This is a genomic window from Halapricum desulfuricans, from assembly GCF_017094525.1.
GTDB lineage: Archaea > Halobacteriota > Halobacteria > Halobacteriales > Haloarculaceae > Halapricum > Halapricum desulfuricans.
Map to the genome: position 1 here is coordinate 1,376,617 of NZ_CP064788.1, position 26,285 is coordinate 1,402,901.

The 26,285-nt window shown below is 62.0% G+C and carries 33 protein-coding genes and 2 tRNA genes; 20 read left to right on the top strand and 15 right to left on the bottom strand.

Annotated features, from left to right (window positions below):
- Positions 1 to 186: 186 nt before the first annotated feature.
- The 6 genes from HSR122_RS07065 to HSR122_RS07090 all read left to right on the top strand — a co-directional run bounded on the left by HSR122_RS07065 (position 187) and on the right by HSR122_RS07090 (position 3,924).
- The gene (locus HSR122_RS07065) at positions 187 to 1,032 is read left to right on the top strand and encodes a DUF5794 domain-containing protein (RefSeq protein WP_229112084.1); all 846 of its coding nucleotides are present in this window, start codon (positions 187 to 189) and stop codon (positions 1,030 to 1,032) included.
- 55 nt (positions 1,033 to 1,087) lie between these two features.
- Positions 1,088 to 1,315: a DUF5795 family protein gene (locus tag HSR122_RS07070; RefSeq protein ID WP_229112085.1), complete on the top strand. Its 228-nt coding sequence runs from the start codon at positions 1,088 to 1,090 to the stop codon at positions 1,313 to 1,315.
- Positions 1,316 to 1,378: 63 nt separating this feature from the next.
- Positions 1,379 to 1,557 (top strand) — tRNA-Trp (locus HSR122_RS07075).
- Between the two features lie 69 nt (positions 1,558 to 1,626).
- Complete coding sequence (locus HSR122_RS07080) at positions 1,627 to 1,854, top strand: hypothetical protein (RefSeq protein WP_229112086.1); 228 nt, start codon at positions 1,627 to 1,629, stop codon at positions 1,852 to 1,854.
- The gene (locus HSR122_RS07085; protein WP_229112087.1) at positions 1,851 to 2,003 is read left to right on the top strand and encodes a hypothetical protein; all 153 of its coding nucleotides are present in this window, start codon (positions 1,851 to 1,853) and stop codon (positions 2,001 to 2,003) included. The genes HSR122_RS07080 and HSR122_RS07085 overlap by 4 nt, the downstream gene beginning before the upstream one ends.
- A gap of 163 nt (positions 2,004 to 2,166) precedes the next feature.
- Entirely contained in the window at positions 2,167 to 3,924 is a 1,758-nt protein-coding gene (locus HSR122_RS07090) for a DUF7845 domain-containing protein (protein WP_229112088.1), read from the top strand.
- A 394-nt stretch (positions 3,925 to 4,318) separates the two neighbouring features.
- Here the strand turns inward: HSR122_RS07090 and HSR122_RS07095 are convergent, their stop codons facing one another.
- From HSR122_RS07095 to HSR122_RS07120, 6 genes are read right to left on the bottom strand one after another with little or no spacing between them, the layout of a single operon-like run.
- Positions 4,319 to 5,428 (bottom strand): DEAD/DEAH box helicase family protein, encoded by a 1,110-nt coding sequence (locus HSR122_RS07095; protein WP_229112089.1) that lies wholly within the window; start codon positions 5,426 to 5,428, stop codon positions 4,319 to 4,321.
- On the bottom strand, positions 5,418 to 6,224 hold the full coding sequence (locus HSR122_RS07100) for a hypothetical protein (protein WP_229112090.1): 807 nt from the start codon (positions 6,222 to 6,224) through the stop codon (positions 5,418 to 5,420). Before HSR122_RS07100 ends, HSR122_RS07095 begins: the two co-directional genes overlap by 11 nt.
- On the bottom strand, positions 6,221 to 6,784 hold the full coding sequence (locus HSR122_RS07105) for a hypothetical protein (RefSeq protein ID WP_229112091.1): 564 nt from the start codon (positions 6,782 to 6,784) through the stop codon (positions 6,221 to 6,223). The genes HSR122_RS07100 and HSR122_RS07105 overlap by 4 nt, the downstream gene beginning before the upstream one ends.
- A 2-nt stretch (positions 6,785 to 6,786) precedes the next feature.
- A complete protein-coding gene (locus HSR122_RS07110; protein WP_229112092.1) occupies positions 6,787 to 8,595 on the bottom strand; it encodes a twin-arginine translocation signal domain-containing protein in 1,809 nt (602 codons plus the stop codon).
- Positions 8,585 to 9,109 (bottom strand): hypothetical protein, encoded by a 525-nt coding sequence (locus HSR122_RS07115; protein WP_229112093.1) that lies wholly within the window; start codon positions 9,107 to 9,109, stop codon positions 8,585 to 8,587. The genes HSR122_RS07110 and HSR122_RS07115 overlap by 11 nt, the downstream gene beginning before the upstream one ends.
- 7 nt (positions 9,110 to 9,116) lie before the next feature.
- The gene (locus HSR122_RS07120) at positions 9,117 to 9,512 is read right to left on the bottom strand and encodes a hypothetical protein (RefSeq protein ID WP_229112094.1); all 396 of its coding nucleotides are present in this window, start codon (positions 9,510 to 9,512) and stop codon (positions 9,117 to 9,119) included.
- A gap of 415 nt (positions 9,513 to 9,927) precedes the next feature.
- Between HSR122_RS07120 and HSR122_RS07125 the strand changes: the two genes are divergently transcribed.
- Positions 9,928 to 10,173 carry a DUF7692 domain-containing protein gene (locus tag HSR122_RS07125; RefSeq protein ID WP_394355558.1) on the top strand — a complete coding sequence of 82 codons (246 nt, stop codon included), beginning with the start codon at positions 9,928 to 9,930 and terminating at the stop codon, positions 10,171 to 10,173.
- 37 nt (positions 10,174 to 10,210) lie between these two features.
- On the opposite strand, the gene HSR122_RS07130 is transcribed toward HSR122_RS07125, so the two are convergent.
- A complete protein-coding gene (locus HSR122_RS07130; protein ID WP_229112096.1) occupies positions 10,211 to 10,624 on the bottom strand; it encodes a type IV pilin in 414 nt (137 codons plus the stop codon).
- 335 nt (positions 10,625 to 10,959) lie between these two features.
- On the bottom strand, positions 10,960 to 11,193 hold the full coding sequence (locus tag HSR122_RS07135; protein ID WP_229112097.1) for a MarR family transcriptional regulator: 234 nt from the start codon (positions 11,191 to 11,193) through the stop codon (positions 10,960 to 10,962).
- Between the two features lie 419 nt (positions 11,194 to 11,612).
- Between HSR122_RS07135 and HSR122_RS07140 the strand changes: the two genes are divergently transcribed.
- From HSR122_RS07140 to HSR122_RS07160, 5 genes are all read left to right on the top strand, one after another.
- The gene (locus HSR122_RS07140) at positions 11,613 to 11,867 is read left to right on the top strand and encodes a hypothetical protein (protein WP_229112098.1); all 255 of its coding nucleotides are present in this window, start codon (positions 11,613 to 11,615) and stop codon (positions 11,865 to 11,867) included.
- The gene (locus tag HSR122_RS07145) at positions 11,864 to 12,160 is read left to right on the top strand and encodes a hypothetical protein (protein ID WP_229112099.1); all 297 of its coding nucleotides are present in this window, start codon (positions 11,864 to 11,866) and stop codon (positions 12,158 to 12,160) included. The genes HSR122_RS07140 and HSR122_RS07145 overlap by 4 nt, the downstream gene beginning before the upstream one ends.
- The gene (locus HSR122_RS07150) at positions 12,150 to 12,434 is read left to right on the top strand and encodes a hypothetical protein (RefSeq protein ID WP_229112100.1); all 285 of its coding nucleotides are present in this window, start codon (positions 12,150 to 12,152) and stop codon (positions 12,432 to 12,434) included. The genes HSR122_RS07145 and HSR122_RS07150 overlap by 11 nt, the downstream gene beginning before the upstream one ends.
- The gene (locus tag HSR122_RS07155) at positions 12,431 to 13,498 is read left to right on the top strand and encodes a tyrosine-type recombinase/integrase (protein ID WP_229112101.1); all 1,068 of its coding nucleotides are present in this window, start codon (positions 12,431 to 12,433) and stop codon (positions 13,496 to 13,498) included. The genes HSR122_RS07150 and HSR122_RS07155 overlap by 4 nt, the downstream gene beginning before the upstream one ends.
- 253 nt (positions 13,499 to 13,751) lie before the next feature.
- The gene (locus HSR122_RS07160; protein ID WP_229112102.1) at positions 13,752 to 13,979 is read left to right on the top strand and encodes a hypothetical protein; all 228 of its coding nucleotides are present in this window, start codon (positions 13,752 to 13,754) and stop codon (positions 13,977 to 13,979) included.
- 114 nt (positions 13,980 to 14,093) lie between these two features.
- On the opposite strand, the gene HSR122_RS07165 is transcribed toward HSR122_RS07160, so the two are convergent.
- The 3 genes from HSR122_RS07165 to sod form a co-directional block, all read right to left on the bottom strand.
- Positions 14,094 to 14,618, bottom strand: a complete 525-nt coding sequence (locus HSR122_RS07165) for a hypothetical protein (RefSeq protein WP_229112103.1) — start codon at positions 14,616 to 14,618, stop codon at positions 14,094 to 14,096.
- A gap of 292 nt (positions 14,619 to 14,910) precedes the next feature.
- Positions 14,911 to 14,982: transfer RNA gene (locus HSR122_RS07170), tRNA-Ala, on the bottom strand.
- Between the two features lie 154 nt (positions 14,983 to 15,136).
- Positions 15,137 to 15,748, bottom strand: coding sequence for a superoxide dismutase (sod, locus tag HSR122_RS07175; protein ID WP_229112104.1), 612 nt, complete (start codon positions 15,746 to 15,748; stop codon positions 15,137 to 15,139).
- 160 nt (positions 15,749 to 15,908) lie between these two features.
- Here sod and HSR122_RS07180 point away from each other — a divergent pair, with 160 nt between their 5' ends.
- Positions 15,909 to 16,664: an MBL fold metallo-hydrolase gene (locus HSR122_RS07180; protein ID WP_229112105.1), complete on the top strand. Its 756-nt coding sequence runs from the start codon at positions 15,909 to 15,911 to the stop codon at positions 16,662 to 16,664.
- On the opposite strand, the gene HSR122_RS07185 is transcribed toward HSR122_RS07180, so the two are convergent.
- Positions 16,661 to 17,815, bottom strand: a complete 1,155-nt coding sequence (locus HSR122_RS07185) for a GAF domain-containing sensor histidine kinase (RefSeq protein ID WP_229112106.1) — start codon at positions 17,813 to 17,815, stop codon at positions 16,661 to 16,663. The genes HSR122_RS07180 and HSR122_RS07185 overlap by 4 nt on opposite strands.
- Positions 17,816 to 17,917: 102 nt before the next feature.
- A complete protein-coding gene (locus HSR122_RS07190; RefSeq protein WP_229112107.1) occupies positions 17,918 to 18,985 on the bottom strand; it encodes an mRNA surveillance protein pelota in 1,068 nt (355 codons plus the stop codon).
- Positions 18,986 to 19,387: 402 nt separating this feature from the next.
- Here HSR122_RS07190 and HSR122_RS07195 point away from each other — a divergent pair, with 402 nt between their 5' ends.
- The 5 genes from HSR122_RS07195 to hypB are packed head-to-tail and all read left to right on the top strand — an operon-like array spanning position 19,388 to position 23,110.
- Positions 19,388 to 19,672: a HypC/HybG/HupF family hydrogenase formation chaperone gene (locus HSR122_RS07195; RefSeq protein WP_229112108.1), complete on the top strand. Its 285-nt coding sequence runs from the start codon at positions 19,388 to 19,390 to the stop codon at positions 19,670 to 19,672.
- Entirely contained in the window at positions 19,673 to 20,785 is a 1,113-nt protein-coding gene (gene hypD / locus HSR122_RS07200; protein WP_229112109.1) for a hydrogenase formation protein HypD, read from the top strand.
- Between the two features lie 3 nt (positions 20,786 to 20,788).
- The gene (hypE, locus tag HSR122_RS07205) at positions 20,789 to 21,826 is read left to right on the top strand and encodes a hydrogenase expression/formation protein HypE (RefSeq protein WP_229112110.1); all 1,038 of its coding nucleotides are present in this window, start codon (positions 20,789 to 20,791) and stop codon (positions 21,824 to 21,826) included.
- A 1-nt stretch (position 21,827) separates the two neighbouring features.
- A complete protein-coding gene (locus tag HSR122_RS07210) occupies positions 21,828 to 22,244 on the top strand; it encodes a hydrogenase maturation nickel metallochaperone HypA/HybF (protein ID WP_229112111.1) in 417 nt (138 codons plus the stop codon).
- Positions 22,241 to 23,110: a hydrogenase nickel incorporation protein HypB gene (gene hypB / locus HSR122_RS07215; RefSeq protein WP_229112112.1), complete on the top strand. Its 870-nt coding sequence runs from the start codon at positions 22,241 to 22,243 to the stop codon at positions 23,108 to 23,110. Before HSR122_RS07210 ends, hypB begins: the two co-directional genes overlap by 4 nt.
- Before the next feature lie 828 nt (positions 23,111 to 23,938).
- Here hypB and HSR122_RS07220 read toward each other — a convergent pair.
- Positions 23,939 to 24,967, bottom strand: coding sequence for a tyrosine-type recombinase/integrase (locus tag HSR122_RS07220; RefSeq protein ID WP_229112113.1), 1,029 nt, complete (start codon positions 24,965 to 24,967; stop codon positions 23,939 to 23,941).
- Positions 24,964 to 25,365: a DUF5805 domain-containing protein gene (locus tag HSR122_RS07225; RefSeq protein WP_229112114.1), complete on the bottom strand. Its 402-nt coding sequence runs from the start codon at positions 25,363 to 25,365 to the stop codon at positions 24,964 to 24,966. The genes HSR122_RS07220 and HSR122_RS07225 overlap by 4 nt, the downstream gene beginning before the upstream one ends.
- Before the next feature lie 291 nt (positions 25,366 to 25,656).
- Between HSR122_RS07225 and HSR122_RS07230 the strand changes: the two genes are divergently transcribed.
- Both HSR122_RS07230 and HSR122_RS07235 read left to right on the top strand, forming a co-directional pair.
- On the top strand, positions 25,657 to 25,878 hold the full coding sequence (locus HSR122_RS07230; RefSeq protein ID WP_229112115.1) for an antitoxin VapB family protein: 222 nt from the start codon (positions 25,657 to 25,659) through the stop codon (positions 25,876 to 25,878).
- On the top strand, positions 25,875 to 26,279 hold the full coding sequence (locus tag HSR122_RS07235; protein WP_229112116.1) for a type II toxin-antitoxin system VapC family toxin: 405 nt from the start codon (positions 25,875 to 25,877) through the stop codon (positions 26,277 to 26,279). The genes HSR122_RS07230 and HSR122_RS07235 overlap by 4 nt, the downstream gene beginning before the upstream one ends.
- Positions 26,280 to 26,285 lie beyond the last annotated feature (6 nt).

The following is a 26,285-nucleotide window of genomic DNA, read 5'->3' on the forward strand; positions in this document are numbered from 1 at the left end:
CGGCCGAACGGGCAGCAGCGTCGAGATGCAGCTTGCGGACCCGTGTTCGGAGACATTTTGCAAAATGGTGGGAACTAATGGCTCGACAAACTGGACGGAGTTCGCACACGGATTTCGTGCTCGACCACGGTATCGTCGACGTGTGCGTGAATCCCCACGGGCCACGGGAGACGGCCGCCTAGCCTGATGAGCAGTTCCCAACATCCGATCGCGCTCGCCATCGAGCGACAGGTCGGGGGTGCGACCCGACTGCTGGCGACGGTCATGTGGCTCCCGCTAGTCGACGGTGTGTTCCCCGCGCTCGTGCTTGCGGGTGCGATCGACGGCGTCGGCGGTATCTTCGAGGTCGGACTGCTCGTCTTCGGCGGCAGTGCGACCGTCGCGGTCATCCTCGCTGACATGGACGGCGGCCCGCACGAGCAGGCTCCGAAAGTCTTTGCCGTCGGGGCCGTGCTCGTCGTCGTCGCCGGGATCGAGGCCGCGCTCGCGCCGACCATCCAGAGCCTGCTCGATCTCCAGACCTTTCAGCGGTTCGCGGCCGTCGTGATCCTCGCGGTCGCCGCAAAGACCGCGAGTTCCCGTCTCGGGGAGCTGCTTCCCCGCCCCGCGATGATCGTCGCGCTCGGGTTGCTCGCGAGTCTCGAACCCGCCAGCGCGACGCTCGCGTTCTCGACCGATCCCGGACTCGTCGTTCGCGGTGTCGCCGCCGGGCTGGTCGGCGCGACCTTCGCGTTGCTGGTCGCGCTCGCGGGCCCGGTCCTGCGCGGAATGGTCGATCTCGATCGGTTCCGGTTCGGGAGTGCGGTCGCGCTCGGGATGCTCCCGCTGTCGATATTCGGGCTCGTCCCCGGCGACGCCCCGATCGCGCTCGTCGTGCTGGCGCTGACGGCACTGCTCGCGTTCGACCCCGACAGTACCGACAAGCGCGCCTCCGAACCGGCGATCACCGACGGCAGCGGGCCTCGTGACGACGAGCGCGACGAAGTCGGCGACAGTGACTCCGACGAGCAGCATCGTGCCCCATGGCTATAGTCGCGTTGTCGCCGTCGAGCGACAGTCTTAGGAGTTTGCTTGCCCTGGCAGGTGTATGAGCGAAAACCGCGTCGTCCAGGGGCGGATGGTCACCCCGAAGCGACTGGCCGAACTGATTGAAGGGGAGAGCGTTATGGACGCCGAAGCGATCGAAGACGCCGATCGCGCCTGTCCGGAGTGTGGCGGTGACGTCATCTCGGTCGGGTACATGCTCTCTGTCACCTCGTTTGTCACCGGATACAAATGCCAGGACTGCGACTGGGCGGCGACCGACGACGAATGATCGCCACCCGAAGACGAGGGGAATCGAAATCCCTTTAGGGGAATTGTGCTTACGGGTGGATGCGGGGTCGTGGCCAAGCCCGGCATGGCGACTGACTCCAGAGGCACTGACGCCCGGGACGAAACTCCAGACTGATATACTGAGCGACCGACTGATCATCGGTCGCGCTGATGACCCTCTGGAGTTCCGAGGCGTCTACCGGAGATATCAGTCGATCGGGGGTTCAAATCCCTCCGACCCCACTGCGATTATCACTCTATCTTATCGTTTCTTAGAGGTGTCTCTCGGAACCATCCAGCGGGGTGGTCGGCGTGAGCCAGGCCGTCCCTCAGGGGAAAGAACTCCCCGAGACGGTCGTTCGGAACCGCTCGCAGTACGCGAAGACGCTGCACCGTCGAGATCCCGACGCTGACGAGCCGCGGCCAGCGTGTCCGACGCGCAAGTCTGAACACGACTACACGGAAGTTCCGACGGCCGCCTACCGGCCGCACTACAAGCTCTGCCAGAACCCAGAGTGCTTCGGGGGTGAGTGGCGGTGACCGAGTTCGTCCGGGCCAGCCGTCTGTACGACGCGCAAGCGAGCGAGCGCGTCGAGTGGGACTGGTCGAAGATGCAGCCGCTCGCGGTGAGCCAGCAGCGCGTCAAACGCGCCGTTGAAACCGTCGAAACGGGGGGTGGGAAACAGTGAACGGGGGAACACCCACGCACGGTGGGGATTCCCGTCGGACGATGAACTTCGGCGGGCAGACACTGGGGGGTGACACCAACAGAGTGGGGGAGAGTTGGTATCGGCAGCCCGCCATCCGGTGCTCAGTTCTCCGAAACTGTAAATGTATTGGGGGTGTACCCACGTGAGCCGGCACGTCAAACCCGCGCCCCACGAGGGCGACGTCCGGTTCACCTTCGGCGTACATCCGAAAGAACACGTCACCGATCACGGGCTCGCGCCCTACTACGCGATGGACAGTCTCATCAAAGAGTGGGGCGATCGCTGGGAGACCGAGGGCAAACCCGCCGAAGAGATCCAGTTCCAGGGCGAGACCTGGGCCACTTGTTTCGACTACTCGAAGAGCGGGCTCGATCCCTGGGACAACCCCGACTTCGAGCTCGAGCAGGTGCGCGAGTTCCAGTTCTATTTCGTCTCGAAGGACTCGCCGACCTACGAGGGCGTCCGCGCCGATCGCGACAAGCGCGTGAAGGGCGGGACGATCACCGTCCGCCCCCGCTGGCCCGATCTCCGCTCGGACGGCGAGCCGGTCTCGGTGCCGGACTACGGCGCGCCATACATCGACGTCCAAGTGCAGGCGTCGAACATTCCCCACGAGACGTATCTGACGCTCGTGAAGCGCGTGATGGACGCCTACGGGATTCACAGCCGGTACTTCGATCACCCACACCCAGACAGCCACATCGACGACCTGGCGTACTACGTGCGCCTGAAGCGATCCGAGAGCGGGCCGCTATACGCACCGGACGGGCCAATCGCGCGAGCGCACACGCTGATTCAGGGCGATCGCTCGGGGTATCGCAAGCACGTCGAAAACCACACGAAAATCCCCGGCTACTACGTCACCGCGACAGTCGAAGACGAGAAGGCCGGCGAACTGGTTCGCGGTCACTCTCTCGGGAAGGAACTGAAGCACTACTACCCCGAGGAACCCCAGCAGTACGCGCCGGACGAGGCGCCGTATCACCCGAAGTTCGAAGTCTCCTATCAGACCAGCCGGACCGACCAGACCGTGCGATGGGACGATCTCGAGGATGCCCGGCGCGAGCTCGAGGAGACGATCCTGAACTCCCTCGAATGGGCCGGGCTCGCGACGACCGCCGCGAGTGACGCGTTCGTCGAGTTCGATCCGTACTGGGATGTCGTCAACACCCACAAGTCTCGGAAGCTCGTGAAGTGTCCCCTGCCGGAGATCGAAGACGAGCAGGAACACCGCGTGATGCAACTCTGGGGAGACATGACCGAGGCCGACCGGGACGTCACCGAACTGCTGCTGACCGACGGCGGGAAGGTCTCTCCCCAGGAGGCCGCCGAGAAGACGGGCAACACCTACCGAACGATCCGCGAGGTGACGAACCGAATGGAGGGGTTGATCCGGCACACCTACGGCGAGTTAGAACTTGAGTCGAAGAAGATCCAGCAGGAACTGTTGAAGCGAGTGCGCGCGGCGGGCGATCGCTTCGAGCAGGAGATCGGGAGCGCCGCGATGGAGCTGGCTGACGTCGCCGAAGAACGCGCCCGTGACGCGTGGAGTCGCCTGCGACGCGAGTACGCGATTAGTTCCGTCGATCGCGATGACTGCCGGAAACTCCTGAAGGTCGGCTACCAGCCGGCCGATCGGGAGGAGGCGCGGAATATCCTGCGGGAGATCAAGACGACCTACCAGGAGCACGTCGAGTCGATCATGGCCGGCGTCCACGTCGTCGTGACGCTGGCCGACGGAACGCGTCGACGAGTTCGTGACCTCGAGCAGGCGTTCCAGAAGTCCGTCGAGAGCCAGCAGCGCGAAGCACGTCACAACCAGCAGGCGCGGGAGATCTTCGACTTCGAAGCGTGGAAGGCCGCCGGGTGTCCGCCGGCCGATGAGTGGGACACCGGGTAGCGCCGCGCCCCGGATAGAGGCATCTCTCTCATTTTTACTTTATTTCGTGTTTTAGACGTTGTATAGTGGGTGAACCCCGCGTTTCGCGCGGCTGGGGATCTCGCTGACGCTCGCCCCCAGCCGCGCGACCAAGGGGAAACCCGGAAAGCAAGTTTCCGGTTTCCCCTTAGTCGTGTGGCTAAGGCCACCTCACCAAAATACACCGCCCACCTCTGGCGGAGCCAGCGCGAAAAATTTTGACCCCCACCTTTCTCTCGAGATCTCCCCCGGATCCCACTCTCGGCAGAACCCTATTCAGAAAGATCTCTCTCACCGCCTCGTATTGTATAGGTATATCCTGCGTTCCGGGTGCGGGTGAACGTGAACGCGGCCGCGCCGTACTGCGGCCGCGCGGTTACGCGGTTGGGTCGTTTACCAGATCGCGGTGTTGACCCTCGCGCCATTCAGAGACGCGATCGGACACCCAGCCAGCAGAGTAGCCCGCGATATCGCCCGCTTCACGGTAGGAGACGCCAGCATCGTCCGTCCAGGGTTTCACCGCCCGGATCGCCGTCGCGATTGCCATGTCTCGCGTCGTGTCCTGATCGTCGCTGTCGTCGTCTTCGCTGTCCTCGAGGGTCACTTCGAACTGTGACGCCTCGTGTTCGTCGTAGTCTTCGGGCGTGTCCGTGACGCCCTGGTACTCGGCTGCTTTGTCGAGTCGATCGCGACCGCCTTCGCTTTCGTAGATCACCATGCGGCCGGGATCGCGACGAGACGGTTTCTCTGCGACCAGCGTGGCGAGTCGCCGGATCGGCGCGCCCGTGTCCGACCGCTCGTGGCCGACGATCATGACCGAGCCCTGTTTGGCGTAGCGGTCGCCGTCCTGCTTTTTCCGGACCATTTTCAGATCCTTCGCGAACTTGTTGGTTCCCTCGGTGTCCTGGCCTTTCGTGGTCAGCGTCTGCGAACCCTCGTCGATCAACCCTAAGACCTGGCCGCGGTGATCCTGCATGGCGTCCAAGAGCTCATCGCTGGTCGTGACGGCGACGTCGGTGCCGTCCCACTCGTGGATATTCGAGACGACGATCCCGTTCGTGAGTGCTTTCCAGATCCGCGCGGCGTCGAGCGCGAGCGCGGTCTTGCCCGCGCCCGGCGGCCCGTTCACGAGCGCGATGGACCCTTCGAGCGCGAGCGTTCGTGCGACGCGCATCTTCGCCTCGTCGCCGTCCTTACTGTGATCGACTAGGCCGACCGTGAACTGCATCTGCGAAACGTTGCCCTCGTCGACCGCCTGGTTGACTGTCTCCGTGCCGGACGGCTGGACGAGATCTTGATACGCCTCCGAGTCTTGAATGTCGCCGTCAGTCGCGAGCGCCAGCAGATTCAGGACTTGGAGCCGCCGTTCGTCATGGACGAGTCCCGCGTGCGGGTAGGCTTCCGAGGTATCCGAGAGATCGACTTTCTTGAGTCGTTCTCGGAGGTTCGCCGCCGCATACGCTTCCTGTTCGTTGCTATTGCTCATCGGTGCCTCCGTCAGTGGCCGCCGGGGTCCGAGTCGGCTGGCCGGGGTCGAGATCGGGATCGGCCGGATCGGTTTCCGGATCGGTCTTCCGTCGATCCTGTTCGTTCAACTCGGCGGTGAGATCGACCTGCTCGAGGACGTCGTCGATCCGATCACTGAGTGCGGTCACGTCTAGGAGGCTCGCGCGGTTGTACTCCTGGACGAGCAGGCGCGCGTTCGCCATGACCGCCTCGCGGACGATCGTCTCGGCGCGGGTGACGAGCACGTCCCGCTCTTTGGCCTTCTCTTCGAGGTGATCGCGGATCTCGTCGATCTTCGCCTGTTCCTTCAGAAGTTCCTCGTCGCTAGCCGAGCCCCGCCAGGACGCCTTTGCGAAGTTCGTCTCCGGATCGTACCACTCGACGCCGTAGGTCGGGTATTTCGTTCCGGGCCACTGGTAGAGTTGCCCGCCTTTGACAGTCAGATTCTCGAAGGCGGTCGGGGAGAGTTCGTAGATCCCACCCTCGTCATCGCTGACCGCCGGCTGGACGAGATACCGTTTCGGTGGGTCGTAGAGCCACTGGTAGATCTTGACCAGCGGGAAGTAGCCCGCGAGTCCGAGCAGGACCGCCGAGAGCAGAAACACCTTCTGCTCGCGTCCCAGGGAGATCTCCGGGAGGGAGATCCCCAGGAGGGTCAGGGCCGCGACGATCGTCCCGACGACCAGGAGCGCCGCGAGACCGATCCAGTTACGATACGCTTTCAGCAACTCGACGGCCAGCTCGGCGCGAGACTTTCCTCGAGATTCGTCACTCATGCTATCCGCTCCGTTCGTTCTGTGCCACCGTTCCTGAGTCGATACGCGAGCAGGGCCGCGACGACCAGGACGCCGGACGCCCCGCCGAACGCCGCGACTTGGACGGTCTGCCAGGTACTCTCAGAGTCGAACCACTGAACTTGACTGGTCAGCGGGACCGCGTACAGGGTCTTTTGAGTGGCGATCGACACGCCGACGAATCCATCCGCGTTCGTGACCGGAATCGAGATCTCGGTACGCTCGCCCGGAGTCACGACGACCGATCTCTGTGGAACCTCGCCACCCTGAACGAACGCGCCGGCATCTGTGAGCGTGATCTTTTGCGTTTCCTCGGATTCGATCACGACTGTCGCCATGCCAGCGTCCCGATCGTAGCTAGCCGAGACCAGCACGGTCGAGTTGTCGATCCGTTCGTGGGTCTCCCCCGCATCCGGGGTGGGGGTTTCCGTCTCGCCGGTGATCGGATCGGTCGCGTTGTCGAGATCTTGTGCGACCGCGCCGCCGGTCGAGAGCGATACTACAATCAGAACCGTCAGTAGCGCCGAAAAAGCGTGTTTCATGATTAGGACGTGATCGCGTTAAGGATACCGAGACCAGCGACGAACCCGCCCGCGTACAGCCAGATGTTCTCTGGCAGACTCGGGCCGGATGGCCACGAAAAGCCACCGCCGCCGGCTTTCGCTTCCTCGTATTTGTCGATCAGTTCTTTCTGCTGTTCGAACAGTTGATCCCACTCCTCTTGAGTGATGTAGTTGTCGTCTTTCTGTGGCGTCCGGGACTGACCGGGTTCGACGGGCTCGCCGTTTTGCGTCTCAGTGACCGTAAACGGTTGCTGGATGCGTTGAGTCGCGTAGCGCGACTCAGTATCGAGCGTGATCGTGATCGACTCGACTTCGGTAATCTTGACTTCGAGCTTGCTCGATAGGTCGATCTCCCAAACCGTTGTGCCGCTGTCGTTGGTAGTCTTGTTTACGTCGGACGCCCGGAACGCCGCCGTCTCGCCGGCGGTCGTTTTGACGGTGTAGATCAAGACAGAGGGATCGTCTACCGGCTGGCCGTCCACGACTGTCGGATCAGCGGTCAGATGGAGTAGGCCGCCGTCGATCCCTTTGTTACTGTCCCAGTCCGTCCACGGCGTCGACCACTCTGCGAGGTCGTGGGCCATGTACACATCGCCGGAGACAGCGGAGGGATCGAGCGAGTCGCCGGGCGCGAGGCCGCTCGTCGCCGTTGAATCGGTAAATCCGAGGAACCCGGCCATGATCGTCCCGTCGTCAAGCTCGATCGTCGCTTGGTTGTCGAGGTCAGCGGGGATGTTGAGAGACGCGAGGTCAGTGACCGCTTGCGGCACCGAATCGTCGGTCATGTTAGCGAGATCGACGCCGCTGATCAGTTGCGACGTGTCAATCTCGCCGGCCTGGACCTTATCGTAGACGTTATCAACCCAAAGCGAGAGGTCAGATAAGATTTGACTTTCTGCATCTTTGAGTTTTGTCCAAAGACCATTCCATTTAGCATGCTCAAGATAATGGAAAGAATCTCCACCAATACCAGCGACAGGCACATACGGATCAGAACCGCGACCCGGTTGATTATATTCGGCCTGAAGTTTATTGAACTCATCGCCAACAGGAGAATAGAAACGTTCGGCTTTAGCGGGATAGTCAGAACTATGCGCTTTAAATTCAAATCTCATACGTTGCACATCTATAGAAGACCCATCAGGCAAAGTTACAGATTGAGGAGAACCAGTTTCAATAATGTAATAGTCCCTAACATCGTCTAGATATGCACTTGAGAAGGCGTGGTAAGCATCGGTAAATAGATCTTTATAGCCAACATCGGGATGTGATACCAAAGTTGATCTCGCATTGGCGAATTCATTTACAGACTCATTCCACGACTTGAGGAGGTTCTTTTCAACCGTGACGAAATGTTTGTTTGCGGCTTGTTCGCCAGCGGCCTGTACCTGATCTTTGGTTTTCTGGTCGTTCAGCGCCTCTAACGCGGCGGTTTTCGCCTCGCTAAAGGCCGCTTCCGGCATGTAGTTGAGGATGTTCTGGTTGTCCACAAAGGTGGACTGATTGACCGACTTGCGCTTTTTGGCCGTGGAGTAGACCTGCTGTTTCAGCGTCTCGGGCGTCAGTCCTTCCGGCGGGTCGTCGGAGCCGATCACCTCATACTCGCGGAGCGCCCACCCGGTCGCCGCCGCGCCGCCAACGACAGCGAGCGCGGGCAGGAGTGCCTCAGACTCTCCGACGAGCGACCGATCCGTACCGAGACCGGTCGCCAGCGTCCCGCCAGCGACCGCGCCCGCGCCGGTCTTGAGCAGGGTCCGGCGGGAGAGAGTCGGGTTCTGGTTAGTTGCCATAGTATCTCCCGTAGGCCAGTCCACCCCCGCCGATTAGAGCGAGCGCGAGACCGAGGATAGTTGTTGAGTCGCCCGGCAGAGCAGGCATCGAGACGCTACCGAGGAGATCGCCCGAGCCGCCACCGCCAGCCGAGACGACCTGCACCTTCGCTACGTCGATCATGTCCGCACCGTCACCTTCGACCAGCACGCGGTACTCAAGCGACGTGTTGATCTGGCTGTATTCGTACACGTCGGTCGTTGTACTGGTTGTATTGAGGGTTCCAGTCCCGACTTGGGTCTCGGTTCCGTTGTCGATCTCGTAGACCGTCACGGACGCCGTTTCATTCGTGACGTTTTCAGCGATGACTTGCAGGCTCTCGGTCTCGCTGTCTGGCGTGACCGTCTCGTTGATCGGCATGTCTGTACTGTTGACTGGTTCGTAGGTCTCTGCCACCGCGCCGCCGCTCGCTCCGAGCAGAGTCAGACCGAGCAGGGCGACGACCGCAATCGTACCGAGTAGTTGTTTTCTCATGGATGAATCACCCGAGGTAACTCAGAGTCGAGAATCCGACTGTTTGAAGCACGAACGCGACGAATCCGCCCCACGTCGATCCCATCAGTAACGTCTTCATGAGGGGAACGAACGGAGGCGAGACGACGAGCCACACGACGACGATCACGAGCCAGATCTGCATGGCCGACCAGCCGCGCCAGCCGAGATCGTTCGTCCACAGGACGTAACCGATCGCGAGCACGGACAGCATCAGCCCGATCGAGATCTGGGAGGTGTAGCCGTCCGCGCTGAATGAGTACAGCACGGTCGAGAGCGAGATCCCGGCGAGCGAGACCGAGAGGAATCCCAGCTGGCCGAGCGATCCGAGCATGAAGACCGGGAGCACGAGGAGATCTTCGCCGTCGAGCGCGAGATCCGTCACTTCGATCCCTCCCACACACGGCGCGCGCACGTCTTGCAGACCGATTCGCCGAACACGCTGTGCAGCGAGGCCAGCGTGCCGCATCGTTCGCACTGTCCAACTCCCGTATGTCTAGGTTGTGTTGACATACGGGCGTCCGTCTTTCAGCATCCGGTAAAAGACAGGTGGGGAGAACTCACTGCGACCCGGTTTTCGGCACGACCACACGGGGTTGCGCGTCGAGATCTCGGCGATCCTCGATATGAACACGAGCGCGAGGGAACCCGTGTTCATATTCGCGCTCGCGAGCGCTGGTCGGGTGGGGTGGTCGGCATGATCGTGGCGGTGGTCGTAGCGAGGTTTATAAATCGTGGGTGTTTCAGTGACCGGAAAATCCTAGGATGTGCGTCTCGTGTTCACGAGTATGGCCGACAGTTTGCGGATACGGTTCGACAAAGCCCGGTATCGAGAAGACGCGATCGAGAAGGCTGCCGATTTCTACGACTGTAACAAGAGCGACGCCGCAGCCCAGGCGTGTGAAGACGTCGTCGAGATCGTGCGCGCAGCCGAGACCGTCCTTGAGCGTGAGGACCTGACGTTGCAGCAGCGCCGGGAGATCGCCGAGGAGTTCTCGACGCGCGTGACCGAGTTCGACGTTGAGCTCACCGTCGAGCGCGAATGAACTCACCCGCACGCGGGGTGGGTGAGAAGGGCGTTCGTTACGGGATCTCGTAGGTGCCGACTGTGCTTGAGGAGTCTCCACCGTCAGACTCCCAGACGACGCGAATCTCGTCGCCCGAGTCGAGGTCAGCAGCAGTGTGGTTTACAACACCGATCATAGCACCTGACGTGAACGGTGCATTGTCCGAAAGTGTTTTATTTGTGAGGTCGCCCGATTTGATGCTCAGAGAATCGTTTTCAAGCGTATCCCCACTCTCGTGGTAGATTGTGACGGCAGTTCCATTGTCTTCGAAGTCGAGCGTCGCCGTCGGTGTCGTTGTAGTCGTATCTCCCAGTCCGAGCACGAACGACGCGATGACCGCCGCGAGGATCACCGTGATCGCAACCATGAGGATCACGCCGATCACCGGACTCACCGCGTCGTCGTCGGTGAAGAGTTCTTTCAGTTTCATTGTATTTCCCGCACGCTTGCTGCGTGCGTAACCGATCAATTACCTCCAGGGGGTATAAAATCTATGGACCGTCTGACGTTTCCAGGGTGTTTTCGGAACGAGAAAGAACCGTTTCCAGATCTGAAAGTGACTTGTTCGTGCCCGACTCTCTCAGTCACTATCCGTGAGAATCTGGAAGCCACTATTCTCAGTCGTGAAATCAGCCGCGTGAAAAGGTGATGCGCTGGCGTGCACACCACAAGTGATCAACAAACTGTCTTTCGACAGCGTGCGGGATAGGGCCATTCCAGGCCCATCGGGATTTATTTGTCTGTGATAAAATATCTATCGCTCGATTACTCTTCGAGCTCGTCAGCATCGAGATCGCCCGCGAGATACGCGCGTCCCTTGTCGGCGATCCGGTACAGGCCGTCGTCGACTTTCTCAACTAAGTCCGCTTCTACCAGATCCGAAAGTCGACGAGCCACATAGTGGCGGGAGTAATCTGTGTTCTCTGCTAATATCCGCGGAGAAAGCGTTAGATCGCTATCTTCGAGGGTTTCAAGTAGACGGTCATCTGCTTGAGTCATCCATGAAACCCTCGGACGGCGCATACCACTTGATTTCGTGCCGGTTCAATAGATGCACCGATCCGTGGCAATTCAGTATACATTCGTGCATCTGTAAAACAACGTACGTTGATTTTAAGTGAGGTGGATCCAACAGTCCTGATAGCAGCGACACCCTCGGCGAGCCGGTCCGAAGAAGGAGTCCGTCGGCCAGCGCCTGACCGCCGGCCGGTGTCGCGTGATGACACATGATCACGACGTCCGCCCGCCGCCTTAACACAGGTGGCCGCGACCGCACGTATCGCCCGCGAGACGGTTTTACTTTCACCCGCCGAGTCGCCGATTTGACGGGGACGGGGCCGCGAACCGGTCACTTTCACTTTCACCGTCCGCGTGTGGGTTTCCGTTTTTATACCCCCGCCCGTCAGTCCCGTTCGGCTATGTCGAAGGTAACTGTCGAAATCGAGAGCCGGAGCGACCGCTGGCGCTTTGTCTGCCCGCGCGGTCACCGGAGTTGGGAACCGACGAATCACCACTTCTGGTGTCAGCAGTGCGCGCGGATGGACGGTGTTGATGGGGTGTTCCACGAACTCCGAGACCGCAAGAGCGGTCACTTGATCGAACGCCACGAGGTGCGACTGCTCGACGAGGTCGGGCCGTACGATCAGGATCTCGACCGGAGGGGATCGGCATGACGACTAACTCGTATTTCGTCGACGATGACCGGCCAGCTGTCAGTTACGGTCCGAAGCCTGGCCACGGTGATCGATGGGTGCTCGCGTTCAGTGCCGAGGGCGAGCGCGTTGAGCTCGAACTCGGCGAGCAGGCGATGTACGATCTTTGGATTGAGGTCCGTGGCGTCCCCTGGCCGCACGCGGACAACCACAATCGTCTCGTCCGACAGGTTGTACACGCCGCGAACGGTGCCGATCGGGAGATGCTCGAGGACGCTCTCGAAGCGCTGGGGGTGCCGGCATATGAGCGATAAGAAACCGACGCCACCTGTCCCGCCGGCCGATCACCAGCGCGCCCGCGAGCTCGACGAACGCGGGAGTCGCGTCATCGAGCGTGAACCCCAGGATACGACATGTCCCGTCTGTGGAGGCTCGATTTACTACGAGGAAGTCGCCACCGGCGAAGTCATGATCGCGGCGTGGGAGTACGACGAGTGGGATAGTGATGAGTACCGACTGTCGGAAACGTACGAGCGCACCGAGCAGTATCAGCAGTGCGAGCGCTGTGGATGGAGGATCGACGTATGACCGTCAAGCAAGACGTCCCGGATCTCGAGATCGCCGAGGCCGTCGATCTGTTCATCCGCCGGAAACGGCCAGACTGGAACGGAGGTACCGAGCGAACCTATCGCCGGAATCTGGAACTGTTCGTCGAGTACACCGCCGAGCGCGAGCTTGAGACGCTTGATGACCTTTCGCGTTGGGACGTCGGGGCATACACTGACTGGTTGCTCGAGCAGGACTACGCGAAAGCGACAGTCGCGAGCCGACAGAAGAGTGCCCGGACCTGGCTGAAGTACCTCGCGTCTCAGGGTCTCGTCGAGCATGGCCTGCATACGGCAATCGAGACGCTTCGACTCGACGACGAGGAAGAGACGTCGGACCAGCAACTCGCGCCTGAGGACGCGCGCACGCTGTTGGCGTTCTACCGAGAGAGCGCTGAATACCGGGGAACCCGCCGACACGCGATCCTCGAAGTCCTGTGGCACGTCGGCTGTCGAATGTCCGGCCTGCGGGCTCTGGATCTCGGCGACTACGACGCCGAAAACGGCGACTTGCTGTTCCGGAACCGGCCTGAAACCGACACTCGTCTGAAACGTGGCCGTACACACGAGCGGAACGTCACGCTGTCCGAGGAACCGCAGGCCGTGCTGGATCTGTACGTTGCTCGCGAGCGGATCGACGTCCGCGACGAGCACGGGCGCGAGCCGCTGTTCACGTCCCAGACCGGTCGCCCGACGATCGGAACGATCCGGTCGTGGATGTACGAGGCGACCCAGCCCTGTATGGCCCGGGAGTGTCCGCACGGGAAGCGCCGGCCGAACTGTGCGTTCGTCCCGCGCGACCAGGCCAGCCAGTGCCCGTCGACGCGATCTCCCCATCCGATCCGCCGGGGATCGATCACGTGGCAGCGGAACCTCGGCTTTTCGGCCGAGACGGTCGCCGAGCGGGCCGCTGCGACGCCGTCGGTGATCCGGCGGTACTACGACGATCCTGATTACGACGACGAGCTCGAGCGGCGACGGTCCGAAACAGCCGAGATCGACATTCGTAACCACCTGCACCCGACCGATTTGGAGGATTCAGCATGATCCGTATCCAGTATTTCAGAACGGCGAAACGTCCGGAATCGAACACCCTCCGACCCCACTTTCGTCGCTTCGCGCCGAAATAAACTGTTACAGAGCCGCTATTGCCGGTTTACGAATCGGGTAATCGAGATTTCACACCCGGATTTGTAACGATATATTTCGGCCCCGTTGCCGTATGGCGGTATTCAAGATTCCACTTCCGGCAATATTACCACCTTCGTTGTCGGCAAGGCCCAGCCGCGGGAATCCATTCGTGGCGAGAACCTGGCGCGCGTCAGGCGAGAACACGAAGGGCATGCTGACGTTTCTCGCAGATGAGATCAGGCGGGAGACGTACGTTAACCTGATGGACCAGTACCGGCCACGTTACCGGGTACGGACGGACTCGCGATACGAGGAGATCGGCCGGCGAGTGCGGTCAGAGGAGTTCCGGGAATGTGACAGCGTACGCGCGCGCGAACTCGGGCTCCGGTTGGCCTGACGGGACGCCGGTCGGCCTGACGAGGAAGTCCCATAGTGGTTGCTGTAACGATCTATCAGTGTGACCGCATCGACTGCGTGCGGTCAACCCGGAACAGACGTACAGCAACCATCATCAATGGAGCGTCCCCTCGCGAACGTCGTCGTCGTAGGCGAACAGAGCGTAGCCGACCTCGGCGACGGCATGGTCAGTCTCTGTGGCGATCTCCCGGATCGGTTCGAGCATCGTCACGTAGTCGGCAGCGTCGAACGATTCTCTGCGGCCGTCAAGGTAGCCGAGGCGGTCGAGACTCGCCCAGACGCGCGTGTCGACGACGGCGTGGCGGTCGGGATCGAGGGCCGTCAGCACCGCTGAGGCCGTTGGAGCTTTAAAGCCGCTGAGCCCGGTCAACAGCTGGATCTTCGAGAAGTCGCCGTCGACGGCGAGGACGTTCGCCGTGACTTCGCGGCACCGTTCGGGTGGGTTCGACTCGACGTGATAGGCGCTTCTGGTCGAGTTCTCGTAGGCCAGTTCGTGCAGCTGGTCGCGGGTGAGATGACCCTGTTCGCGGTAGGCAGCACCGATCTCTTCGAGGCGTTCCGGGAGCACTCCCTGCGTCTGTTCGTAGGCGTCGAGATACGTGTCGACGAGTTCGTTCACGGTACTCGTCTTGTGGCCGGGCTGACTTGATAGTGACCGTTGTACCGGTTTGCCGGTGTGACCGCGCGATTGCGTGGTCAACCCGGAACAGACGTAGAGCAACTACGATTAGTGATCTCCGCTCGCATTGAGACCAGTCCGCTTACACTCGCAGGAACCAGCGGAAGACGTTCCGGGTGTACGGCCTCACTGCGCTCGGCCGTTCCGGGGCTGCGACTTCCAGGGGTTCAAATCCTGCGAACGAAGCGAGCGGGAAGTCGGCGAGGGAATGAGACGAACGGAGTGGGTCGAATGGACTCGCCGGGATTTGAACCCGGGGCCTCTCCCATGCCAAGGGAGTGATCTACCGCTGATCTACGAGCCCGCGGTGCACTCGGTCATACCCGAGGGGAATTCTTAAACCCATCGAACCGCGTCGCCGACGCAACCGATCGATCGGTGTTCATCCGGTAATGCTCCCGAACGGTAAGTCAATGTCGCCACTCGGACGTGCGAAAAACGAAGGAAGTTGCACCGACTTACTCGATTCGGCTGACGACTTTCTCGTACTGTTCGGCGACGTTGTCCCAGTCGACGACCTCGAAGAAGGCGTCGATGAAGCTGCCGCGGTCCGGGCCGTAATCGTAGTAGTAAGAGTGTTCCCAGACGTCAAGCGCCAGGATCGGGTGGGAACCCCACAGCGCGCCCTGGTCGTGCTTGTCGACGACGAGGTTACGCAGTTGCTTGGCGACGGGGTCGTACACCAGCAGCGCCCAGCCACCGGCCGCGCCCGCAGCGGCTTCGAACTCGCCTTTCCAGCCCTCGTAGGAGCCGAAGTCCTCCTCGATGCGCTCGCGCAACGCACCGTCGGGCTCGCCACCGCCGTTGGGATCCATGTTCTCCCAGAACAGCGTGTGCAGGTAGTGACCGCTACCGTTGTGGGTGACGTTGCGGATCGCACCCGCCGACGTGCCGAACTCGCCGGCTTCGCGGTTCTCCGCGAGCGTCTTCTCGGCGCTTTCGAGGCCGTTGACGTATCCCTGATGATGGGTGTCGTGGTGCCAGGTCAGCACCTGCTCGGAGATGTGCGGCTCCAGCGCGTCGTAGTCGTACGGAAGCGGGGGCAGGTCGGGCTCTGAATGTTCGCTCATCGGTGTATCACCGTCTATACCATCGGCTGGTTACCTGTTAAGCTTTGAGGAACCGTTCGGTAACACATCACAAGAAATGCAGTGCAGGGCGGCGGCCGTCACGCCGTCGCTGAGCAGGACGATCGTCACGTCTTTTCGCTGCCGGCACGACAGACTGGCTATGGACGTGACATTTCTCGGGACGGGGAGCGCGATGCCGGCCGACAATCGGTTCCAGACGGGACTGCTACTGGAGGCGGGGTCCGATCGGCTATTGGTCGACTGTGGTAGCGGCGTCCTGCACGCGCTCCAGCGGACCGAAGCGGGGTACGAGGACGTCGATACGGTGCTGTTGACCCACCACCACCTCGATCACGTCTCCGACCTGCTGGCCCTGCTGAAGGCTCGATGGCTCGCCGGGGAGGACTCGCTCGCCGTCGCCGGTCCGCCCGGCACGTCGGCACTCGTGGACGGACTGCTCGATGTCTACGAGTATCTCGACGGGCGAATCGAGCTTGCGGTCCGGGACTTGACGGGCGAGCCGTTCTCGCTTGCCGGGTTCGACGGTCGCACGCTCGAGACCCGCCACTCGATGCAGTGTTTCGCGTACCGGCTCACCCATCCCGAAAGCGACGCCACGTTCGTCTTCAGCGGCGACAGCGCGGCCTCGCGCGACCTGCTCGCGTTCGCCGACGGAGCCGACGTGCTCGTCCACGACTGCTCGTTTCCCGACAGCGTCGAGACGGACACTCACGCAACGCCGACGAAACTGGGGCGCGCACTGCGAGACGCCGGGGCCGAATTCGGACGCGTCTACCTGACGCATCTCTACCCGCACACGGACGGCAACCACGAAGCGATGCTCGAGACGATCGGCGAGTACTACGACGGCGAGGTTCAGTTCGCCGCCGAGGGAACGACAGTCAGCCTCGACTAGACGCGCTGTAACGAGAGTCTGAACTCCGCACCGCCGCTTTCGCTGTCGGCCACGTCGACCGACCCGCCGTACGATTCAGTCAGCGCGCGGACGAATCCCAGCCCGAGTCCCGTCCCACTGCTGTCGGGCCCCTTCTCGCCCATCTTGAACAGGTCGTCACGAACTTCTTCGGGGATGCCACTGCCGTCGTCTGCGACCACCACGGTCACGTTCGACGGCGTCGCTTCGACGGACATCGAAACCGTGACCGCGCTCTCGTTGTGGACAGCCGCGTTCGACAGCACGTTCTGGAAGACCGAATCCAGCAGGTCGCCGCCGTAGATCCGATATTCGAACGCTGTCGGGTCGAACTCGACGGTCAGCGATTCGTATTGTGACCGGACAGTTTCGACGACGCTTTCAAGCACGGCATCGAGGTCGCGAGGCTGGGGTTCCGCTTCGGCTTCGAGCGTGGAAACGAGGTCCCCGACACGCTGGATGAGGTCGTTGGAACTCCGGGCTGCACGGTCGATTTTCTCCGCATATTGCTCGTGTTCCCCGTCGAGTTCCTCGGCGAGTATATCAGCGAATCCAGTGATGACTTGCAGGTCGTTGCCGAGGTCGTGACGCAACAACCGGTCATAAAGCTCGATCATTTCCTTGCGCTTGGCGAGGTCGGTGCGCGCCCGTTCGAGTTGCTGGCGCGACCGGATGTTGCTGATCGCGGTCGCGGCATGTGACGCGAGCATCTCCAGCGGCGTGGCGTAGCGGTCGCCGACGTTTTCGTCACTGGTCGTCCTGACGACGAGCACGACCACCACGTCCTCGACGATCGCAGCCGGCACGGCCAGCGCCGCTCCGACTTCCGAACCGTCGCGGACACTGGCCACCTGGCCGGTTTCGATCGTCGTCTCGCCGGACTCGACGGCCGCTCGCGCGATTGCGCCCGGTTCATCCCCAGCACTGTAGCCCGGATGTGTGCTCTCTTTGATCGCGGGTTCGCCCTCCCGGACTTCGACGAACGTCGTCGACTCGAAGTCAAACAGCAACGAGACTGCCTCGATGGTCAGCGAGACGACCTCTTCGACCGTTTCACAACTGTTGAGTGCCTGCCCGTAGTTGTTCAGGTCGGCGACCTGCCGGGCGAATTCCGGCTGTTCTTCGAATGACATCTGTCCGGAGATCGATCCAATTGTTCCGATATCGACGTATGACGACAAAATCGTTTCGGTCACACCGATTGCCGGTAGCGAGGCAAACGCCCCCCGGTGATGTCAGGAGATCCGATATCTGAGCAGCGCGGCGATCCCGCCGAGGTTCGAGAGTTGCTGGCCCGGATCGAACTCGCTGGAAAAGATCGTCACGTCCCCGCCTTTCTGTTCGGTCGTCTCGATGATCCGATCGGCGTCGAGATCCCACTGGCTCTCGCCGGATCGTTCGGCCCGGAGGTGTTCGTCGAGCACGAGCAGGTGTTCGATCGCGCCGTAGTCGGCTGCTTCAGCGACCTCGTCCGGGCCGTAGGCGACCGGCTCGTCGGTCGCGATCCGCTCGGTCAGTTCGTCGATGAGCTCGGCCTCCGCCGCGATCCGGGTCTCCTGCTGAATGTCTTCGACCGCGCCGCGCTTGAGGACCTCGTGGACGCCGCGATCCCCAACTGCGCTGGTATCGACGGTCGTGATCGACTCGGCCAGTTCGGGCGCGTTTTCCTCGATGTGGTCCAGCGCGTCCTGCTTGGTGAACCCTGGGCCCGCGAGGACGATCGCGTCGACATCGAGGCGACTCAGTACGGCAGTCAGCTCCTCGAACAGTTCCGAGCGCGAGCGGGCGTACTCGCCTTTTCCGGTCGGACCGGCAATGGTTGCGCGCTCTTCGGTTCCATACTGGGCGATCGTGTGGACGTACGCTTGCCCCTCCTCGACGGTGGCGACTGCGACGTCGGGGTTGTCCGCGGCCTCCGCGGCCGCCTCGAGGCGGTCGAGCTGATCGGTGTTCCAGACCTTCTCGACGTCGAGTTCGGTGTGTTCCTCGACGTTGATCGTGTGGTGAAGGCCGAGCTGGTCCTCCCGTGAACAGTCGGCGATGACCCCGGAGACGCGCAGTCGGTTAGCGAACTTGGCGAACTCAACGTCTTCGACATCCAGTTTGACCCAGAGGTGTTCGCGCTCGCCGCCGGTGTCCCGGAGTTCCTCGTCGTTGCGCTGGATTCGCCGGGTAGTGTCTCCGGCGACCTGATCGCCCGGGTCGATGATATACGAGAGGTGCCACAGATCGTCGAGACTCTCGGGGACGACGGTGATCCGCTCGCCCCCGCCCTCGACGGCCTGGCGCTCTGCGATTCGCATACCTCCCGTTCCGGTTGGCGTCGGTAAGTGCCTGCTGATACTGCCGGCTGTAACAAACTGAAGGAATTCGCCACCCCGGGGTGGCGAATATCTTTACGAACTTACAGCCGGCAGTATGATACTGGTGGCGATACCATTTCGAACTGATCTGGCACGCGGTTGCATCAGATATCTTATGAACGTATCGCCACCGGTATCAGTTCATTCGCGAGGACGCAGTCGTGCGATCGATGCGGAAGGGACGTACAGCGGTCACTATCACAGAGACGACCGTGACGATTTCCAGCCCGTGATAATCGGGGGAGTATAAAAGCCTGGCCGACCCCTACCTCCTGGCAGGAACCCCCACGACCGGGATGGGTGGCATCGCGGACGTGGGACGACCAACACGAGGCGATACCAATGTGTCTAGGCATACCGGGTCAGATCACGGAGATCGACGGCGCAGAAGCCACCGCGGAGTTCTGGGACGTCGAGAAGACAGTGCGGATAGACATCGTCGACGAGGACGTCGAGGTCGGCGATTACATCCTCAACCACGCGGGGTTCGCGATCCGGAAGATCCCCGACGAAGAGGTGGAGGAGACCATCGAGATCTACGAGTCGTTCCTCGAGGGCGACGAGGACGAAGCGCTCGAAGAGATCGGCGGCGAACCCGACGAGCAGCTCGGCATCGGGGGTGATTAGATGGCCGTCGAGAGCGGCGAACCGGACCTGCAATTCCGCGACCCCGAGAAGGCCGAACAGTTGACGGATCGTCTCGAGGCGCTGATGGACGACATCGGCGAGCGCGTGACGATCATGCACGTCTGCGGGAGCCACGAGCAGGCCATCGCGAAGTACGGCCTGCGGAGTCTCCTGCCCGACGGGCTGACGATTCGGATGGGCCCAGGCTGTCCCGTCTGTGTGACCGACATGCCCGAGGTCGACGAGGCGGTCGCGCTCGCCGAGGAGGGCAAAATCGTCGCGACCTACGGGGACATGCTCCGCGTGCCGGGCACCGAGAAGAGTCTCGACGACGCCAAGGCCGACGGAGCGGACGTGCGCGTCGTCTACTCGGCCAGTGAGGCCGCCGAGATCGCCGAAGAAGAAGACGAGGAGGTCGTCTTTTTCGCGACCGGCTTCGAGACGACCGCGGCCCCAACTGCAGCGGTCCTGACCGCCGCTCCGCCGGAGAACTTCTCGATTCTCTCCGCACACAAGTACGTCCCGCCGGCGATGGAGGTCGTCGCCGAACTGCCGGACACGGACGTTGACGGCTTCCTCGCGGCGGGCCACGCCGCGACAATCACCGGCTACGGCCTCTTCGAGGAGTTCGTCGAGGACTACGAGGTGCCGACCGTCGTCGGCGGGTTCGAGCCGATCGACATCCTGTTCGGACTGGCGAAACTGCTCGAGTTCATCCGCGACGACGAACCCGGACTGGCCAACGCCTACCAGCGGTGTGTCTCCGAGGAAGGGAACGTCCCCGCCAAGGAGACGATGTGGGACGTCTTCGAGACGACGACCGGCGAGTGGCGCGGGATCGCACAGATCCCCGAAGCGAACCTCGTCTTACGCGAGGAGTACAGCCAGTACGACGCCCGTGGACGGTTCGACATCGACGTCGATACCACCAGCTCCAACCCGCTGACCGAGGAGTGTCTCTGCGGGGAGATCATGGCCGGCAAGGCCGATCCCGACGACTGTGCCCTGTTCGGCGAAGAGTGTACGCCACAGGACCCCGTCGGAGCCTGTATGGTCTCGAGCGAAGGACCGTGCAAGATCTGGCTCGAATACGGCGGCCAGCCGGATATCTGAATCATGAGTGACGAACAGGAGGTCATCACGGAGGCCCACGGCGCGGGCAGCGGGCAGATGCGGGAACTAATCGAGGAACTGGCCGTCTCGCGCTTCGAGAGCGACGACGCCGAGACTGACGTCCCGCTGGCGGCGCTCGACGACGGCTCGGTCCACCGACTGGCCAACGGCGGCGGCTCGGTGGTCGTGACCACGGACAGCCACGTCGTCACGCCGCTTTTCTTCCGGGGCGGCGACATCGGCCGGCTCGCAGTCGCCGGGACGGTCAACGACCTGGCGATGATGGGCGCGACCGAACCGACCGCGCTGACCTGCTCGCTGATCGTCGAGTCGGGAACGCCCGTCGACACCGTCGAGCGCGTCATGGAGTCGATGCGCGAGACCAGCGAGGAGGCGGGCGCGCCGATCACGACCGGCGACACGAAGGTGATGGGCAGCGGCGAGATCGACACGCTCGCGATCAACACGACGGGCGTCGGGATCGTCCAGCAGGGCGGACACGTCCCGGACGCCGGGCTCTCGCCGGGCGACAAATTGATCGTCACCGGAACGGTCGGCGATCACGGCATCTCGCTGCTCTCGGAACGCGAGGGGTTCGACTTCGAGGGCGACCTGCAGAGCGACGTCGCGCCGGTCAACGACCTCGTGGCGGCCGCGATGGACGCCGGCAAGATTACCGCGATGAAAGACCCAACCCGCGGCGGGCTCGCGACCTCGCTCAACGAAATGGCGAGCAAGGGCGGCGTCGGGCTCGAGATCGACGAGCGTTCGATCCCCGTCTCGGGGGCGGTCGCCTCGGCCGGAGAGGTGCTCGGCATCGAACCACTGAACGTCGCCAACGAGGGCAAGGTCGTGCTGGGCGTCGCGAGCGAGGACGCCGACGCGGTCCTCGAAGCGATCCGGAACCACCCGCAGGGTGCGGACGCCGCGATCGTCGGCGAGGCGGTCGACGATCACGTCGGCAGGGTCATCCTCGATACTGGATTCGGGAACCGCTATCTGACCGAACCCGAGGGCGAACAACTGCCGAGGATCTGCTGACATGCACGAGTTCTCGATCGCCGCACAGATCCTCGACACCGCTCGCGAACACGCCGAGGAGGAAGGGGCCAGCTACGTCACGCGTCTGGAAATCGAGGTCGGCGAGGCCAGCCACGTCAACCCCCGTCAACTAGAAACCTGCATGGACGCAGCCAAGACCGATACGATCGCAGCCCAGGCGACGGTCGAAATCGAGACGGCCGCACCCTACGCCGAGTGTGCGTGTGGCTGGCGCGGCGAACCAGCGGTCGCGGAGAACGCGCTGGTGTACGCGCCGGACCTGACCTGTCCGTCCTGTGGCGAGCGGATCGACCTCGCCGGCGGCGACAGCTGTCGCCTGATGAGCCTGACTGTCAGCGACGAGGTGTCGGACACCGAGGAATCGGCCGACGAGCGCGAATCGGGTGAGACCGCATGACATACAATTACGTTCACGACGACCCACTACAGCACGGTATCGGACGCATCGTCGATCGACTGCTCGACGCCGGCCGAAACCTCCCGACCGGCCCGGCGCGAGCCCACCGGTTCGGACACGGCGATCACGATCACGACGGCGACGACGCCGAGGCCGACATCCTCGAACAGTTCGCCCAACAGGCCGACGACCTCCACGAGCGGGTCGTCCACGAGCACGGAATATTCGTCGCGGAGTTTCTGGGCGCGACCGGCGCGGGCAAGACCCGCCTGATCGAGCGACTGATCGAGCGCGCGCCCGAAGACGAGCGAATCGGCGTCATCGTCGGCGACGTCGCCGGCGAGGACGACGCGACGCGGTTCCGCGAACGCGGAGCCGAGGTCGCCAACGTCAACACCGGAAAGGAGTGTCATCTGGATCCGGAGTTCGTCGAGCGCGGCCTCTCGGAACTGGATCTCGACGCGCTCGATACGCTCTATATCGAGAACGTCGGGAACATGGTCTGTCCGGCGGACTTCCCGCTGGGCGCGCAGGCCCGTGTTCTGGTCGTCTCGACGACCGAGGGCGACGACGTGGTGCGCAAACACCCGCTACTCTTCCAGGCCTGTGACGCGACTGTCATCAACAAGACCGACATCGCCGACGCGGTCGGCTCGGACCTGGATCTGATGGAGTCGGACGTCAGGGACATCGTCCCCGGCATGGACGTCTTCCGCACCGACGCCGAGCACGGCGAGGGGATCGAGGACCTCGCCGCGTTCCTTGACGAACGCGGCCACGCGCACGCCCACGATAACGAGGCATACGTGAGCAAGACCGCGGGTCACGCGCACGGCGACGACGGGCACGCATCCGAACACGACTAGACCGCAGCGCGACGAGACCGGCCGCACCGGGTGAGACGAACTTCTCGAGGACGCAGCGATTTCGAACCCGGCGACACAGTCTGGAAGAGGCGATATTACAGCGGAAGCGAGGCGAAAGCCCACCGGCTTTAGCCGTGGGATGAAGCCGACATGATATGCCGCAAACCATGCAATCTAGCCAGCCCGTAATCCTAACGGTTATTTTATTGGAGAGGCTATAAACGCAATAGACATGCGACATGCTGCTGCGGGGAACGCGCTCACGCTCAAGACGGCCACGAGTGCGTCTCAACTCCTATACTCACACACCTACGCAGTCCAACCAGCAGCGGTTGGCATGTCACTACAGTACTCCCCACTTGTGGCTGCAACGGGGAGTGGGGCCGATGGCCCGGCCCGCTGCTCACGGTGCTGGACGCCCGTGAGTGCCACTCCTGCCACGGGAGGGCAACACCGAGCGGATACTCAACACGCCACACCCTTGTTCGAGGGCCGAAGGTGCATCAGCAAACCCGCAAGTTCACAGCCGGGGTAATCAACTGGCTGGATTACCCACGGAGGAATCCCACGGCTTCAGCCGTGTGGAGGAGGTCAAAGGCGTACCGCTCTGAAAGAGTAGACAGCAGATGCTCGTCGACGCCGGTAATTTCCTATATCGAAATATAGTTTATTAGTTCCGGGACGAACAACCTGCGCGACACGAACTAGTAGAATTACGACCACGTGCCTCGAAGTAGTGCGGTAAACCGACAGGCAGTCCCTCCACTCGGCCGGAGTGAGAATTCTACCGGCCGGCTACGGTAATCCTAATTAGTCCGATAATTAATGTCAGAGCAGCTGATAGATGTGCCGCTCGTACACCTCACGGACCCGCGACCCCCAGTCGTGGGTGTACGTGTCGATGATGTCCTGAGCGACGTCGCCACGGAGGTACTTGACGATGCCCCGATCGCCAGTCCGATCGCGCAGGTGCGTCGTGAAGAAGTGCCGGAAGTAGTGGGGCGTCACGTTGTTCGCCGCGCCAGCGCCGTCGTGATACCAGCCGACGTCACGGGCATGGGCTTCGACGAGGTGATGGACCATGTCGGTCGTGACCCGCCGGCCCCAGTTGTCGCTCGTACCGGTAAAGAGCGGTTTCGCCTCGGAGACCGGGTCAGGTCGGACGGCGAGCCACCGAATCAGGACCTCACCCAGTTCGGGGTCGACCGGAACGACAGTGTCACGCTGGCGCTTGTTCGAGGCGCGACGGTGCTCGCCGTTGGTCTGTGTTCCACGCGACGGCGTTGCCGACACGTACAGCGAGTTTGACCGCCCCTCTAACTGCGGGCGGACGGTTACACCGTCTCGAGGGTCGTCGACGAGATTGAGATCACGCTGATCGAGATTACAGAGTTCGCCGGCCCGGATTCCGGTTTTTAGTAGCGTAACAATGATCGCCCGATCAAGCGGGTGGGCGAGGCGATCGACGAACGAGCGCATCTCCGGGACCGAAATCTCCCGTCGCTGTGGGTCCGTGTCGATCGACTCGTCGATCTCTTCGACGACGAGCGCCATGGGGTTCGATTCGAAGGCCCCGACCTGCGTCATGTACCCGTAGAACCGATGGAGATACGAGGCGTAGGTCGCAACGGTGCTCTCGGCGACGGTTCCACGCAGGCTGTGGACGTAAGCCATGCAGTCCCGATGTGATACCTCTCCGAGTGTCTGTACCGAGTCATCGCCGTCTGCCAGAAACCCCTCGAAATCACGGAGCACGCGCTCGTAGGCGGCGCGCGTGCGTTCGCTCTTCCCCTGATACGAGATGTCTTGCAGGAAGTACGCGATCGGATCGTCCTGCGGGTCGTCGGGTCTGCTCATGAGTCGACGAGCGTGTATCCACCGTTACGACCGCTGTAGCGGACGACGTTTCGATCCTGGAGATCGGCCAGCGTCGCCTCGAGCCGGTCTTCGATACTGTCAGTGATCGCCGCCAGAAGCTCGTCCCAGCTGTAGTATTCGCCCGTCGTCAGTACGGATTCGACGCGCTCTTCCAGGTCGCCACCGTCGGTCGTGTCTGTCGTCGCTGAACTGTCCGGGGACTGTTCGTCGTCTGTTTCCCCCTCCAGAAACCCGCGCCGCCCGGCCTGAACCATCGTCCGGACGAACTCGCTCTGGCTCATGTCGAGTTCGTCGGCGTGGTCTCGCCACTCGTCTTTCTGATACGCTGGTACGTACGTCTTGACCGTAACACGCGACTCGTCTCTTTGCTCCGACATGTGCACGCCGTGAGTCCCCTGCTACATCAATGTATCCCCCCTCTCTGAGGATAAGGCCACTGAGACTCGATCAGATAGTAGTAGCAACCAAATAGACTATTCTCAGACAGTAAAATCCGCGAGCGTCAGATTCGAGGATAAGGACCTCTCGCCGTCGCTAGACGTCGGATGTAACGAACGGGAGGGGTCGGCGTGAGTCTCGACGCGAGCGACTGGCAGCCGATCGACGACGTCGACCTGTTCGAGTGAGTCGGCGAAACATCTATTCCATACCGTACACAACGTATACACATGAGTACGATCCGAGTATCCGACGACGTCAAAGACCGACTTCGAGACCTGAAACGTGAAGACGAATCATTCAACGACCTGCTGGACCGCCTCAGCCGCCAAGAGAAGGACGTTGAAGAGATGGCAGGTTTCCTCAGCGAATTCGACGACGGCGATCTCGAAGAGAAGATGAACGAAGCCCATAAGGAACTGAACGAATCGCTGGAGAAGCGAGTCGAATGATCGTTCTCGACAACGACGTCCTCGTCAAGATCGGCGGTCAAGATCCAGACCCGACCGTCGTCTCACATCTCAAGCAGTACAGCAATCAAGAGTGGACGATCCCGGCACTCGTTGCCTGGGAATTCTACAAGTCACAGGCCAGTCGGACCCAGATGCTCCAATCGCAGCGGACGCTGAACAGGGATATCGACCGAATCCTTGATTTTTCTGATGACGTCGCCCTCGAAGCGGCCTATCTCGGTGAACGGCTGCAAACCCAGGGTGTGACGCTCGACCCCATCGACATGCTCAACCTCGCGACCGCCCACGAGGCCGGCGCGACGTTCGTCACTCACAACAGCAACGATTTCGACAAGTCTCCGATCCACGAACTTACCGACATCGACGTCATCGTTTCCTGACCCCTG

Coding starts and splice junctions, on each gene's coding strand:
- HSR122_RS07135 (WP_229112097.1), bottom strand. CDS start 11,193: ATGACTCAAGCAGATGACCGTCTACTTGAAACCCTCGAAGATAGCGAT.
- HSR122_RS07100 (WP_229112090.1), bottom strand. CDS start 6,224: ATGAGTGACGAATCTCGAGGAAAGTCTCGCGCCGAGCTGGCCGTCGAG.
- HSR122_RS07130 (WP_229112096.1), bottom strand. CDS start 10,624: ATGAAACTGAAAGAACTCTTCACCGACGACGACGCGGTGAGTCCGGTG.
- HSR122_RS07155 (WP_229112101.1), top strand. CDS start 12,431: ATGACCGTCAAGCAAGACGTCCCGGATCTCGAGATCGCCGAGGCCGTC.
- HSR122_RS07180 (WP_229112105.1), top strand. CDS start 15,909: ATGGACGTGACATTTCTCGGGACGGGGAGCGCGATGCCGGCCGACAAT.
- HSR122_RS07115 (WP_229112093.1), bottom strand. CDS start 9,109: ATGAGAAAACAACTACTCGGTACGATTGCGGTCGTCGCCCTGCTCGGT.
- hypD (WP_229112109.1), top strand. CDS start 19,673: ATGGCCGTCGAGAGCGGCGAACCGGACCTGCAATTCCGCGACCCCGAG.
- HSR122_RS07065 (WP_229112084.1), top strand. CDS start 187: ATGAGCAGTTCCCAACATCCGATCGCGCTCGCCATCGAGCGACAGGTC.
- HSR122_RS07185 (WP_229112106.1), bottom strand. CDS start 17,815: ATGTCATTCGAAGAACAGCCGGAATTCGCCCGGCAGGTCGCCGACCTG.
- HSR122_RS07235 (WP_229112116.1), top strand. CDS start 25,875: ATGATCGTTCTCGACAACGACGTCCTCGTCAAGATCGGCGGTCAAGAT.
- HSR122_RS07230 (WP_229112115.1), top strand. CDS start 25,657: ATGAGTACGATCCGAGTATCCGACGACGTCAAAGACCGACTTCGAGAC.
- HSR122_RS07140 (WP_229112098.1), top strand. CDS start 11,613: ATGTCGAAGGTAACTGTCGAAATCGAGAGCCGGAGCGACCGCTGGCGC.
- HSR122_RS07145 (WP_229112099.1), top strand. CDS start 11,864: ATGACGACTAACTCGTATTTCGTCGACGATGACCGGCCAGCTGTCAGT.
- hypB (WP_229112112.1), top strand. CDS start 22,241: ATGACATACAATTACGTTCACGACGACCCACTACAGCACGGTATCGGA.
- HSR122_RS07210 (WP_229112111.1), top strand. CDS start 21,828: ATGCACGAGTTCTCGATCGCCGCACAGATCCTCGACACCGCTCGCGAA.
- sod (WP_229112104.1), bottom strand. CDS start 15,748: ATGAGCGAACATTCAGAGCCCGACCTGCCCCCGCTTCCGTACGACTAC.
- HSR122_RS07095 (WP_229112089.1), bottom strand. CDS start 5,428: ATGAGCAATAGCAACGAACAGGAAGCGTATGCGGCGGCGAACCTCCGA.
- HSR122_RS07190 (WP_229112107.1), bottom strand. CDS start 18,985: ATGCGAATCGCAGAGCGCCAGGCCGTCGAGGGCGGGGGCGAGCGGATC.
- hypE (WP_229112110.1), top strand. CDS start 20,789: ATGAGTGACGAACAGGAGGTCATCACGGAGGCCCACGGCGCGGGCAGC.
- HSR122_RS07195 (WP_229112108.1), top strand. CDS start 19,388: ATGTGTCTAGGCATACCGGGTCAGATCACGGAGATCGACGGCGCAGAA.
- HSR122_RS07110 (WP_229112092.1), bottom strand. CDS start 8,595: ATGGCAACTAACCAGAACCCGACTCTCTCCCGCCGGACCCTGCTCAAG.
- HSR122_RS07070 (WP_229112085.1), top strand. CDS start 1,088: ATGAGCGAAAACCGCGTCGTCCAGGGGCGGATGGTCACCCCGAAGCGA.
- HSR122_RS07150 (WP_229112100.1), top strand. CDS start 12,150: ATGAGCGATAAGAAACCGACGCCACCTGTCCCGCCGGCCGATCACCAG.
- HSR122_RS07105 (WP_229112091.1), bottom strand. CDS start 6,784: ATGAAACACGCTTTTTCGGCGCTACTGACGGTTCTGATTGTAGTATCG.
- HSR122_RS07225 (WP_229112114.1), bottom strand. CDS start 25,365: ATGTCGGAGCAAAGAGACGAGTCGCGTGTTACGGTCAAGACGTACGTA.
- HSR122_RS07220 (WP_229112113.1), bottom strand. CDS start 24,967: ATGAGCAGACCCGACGACCCGCAGGACGATCCGATCGCGTACTTCCTG.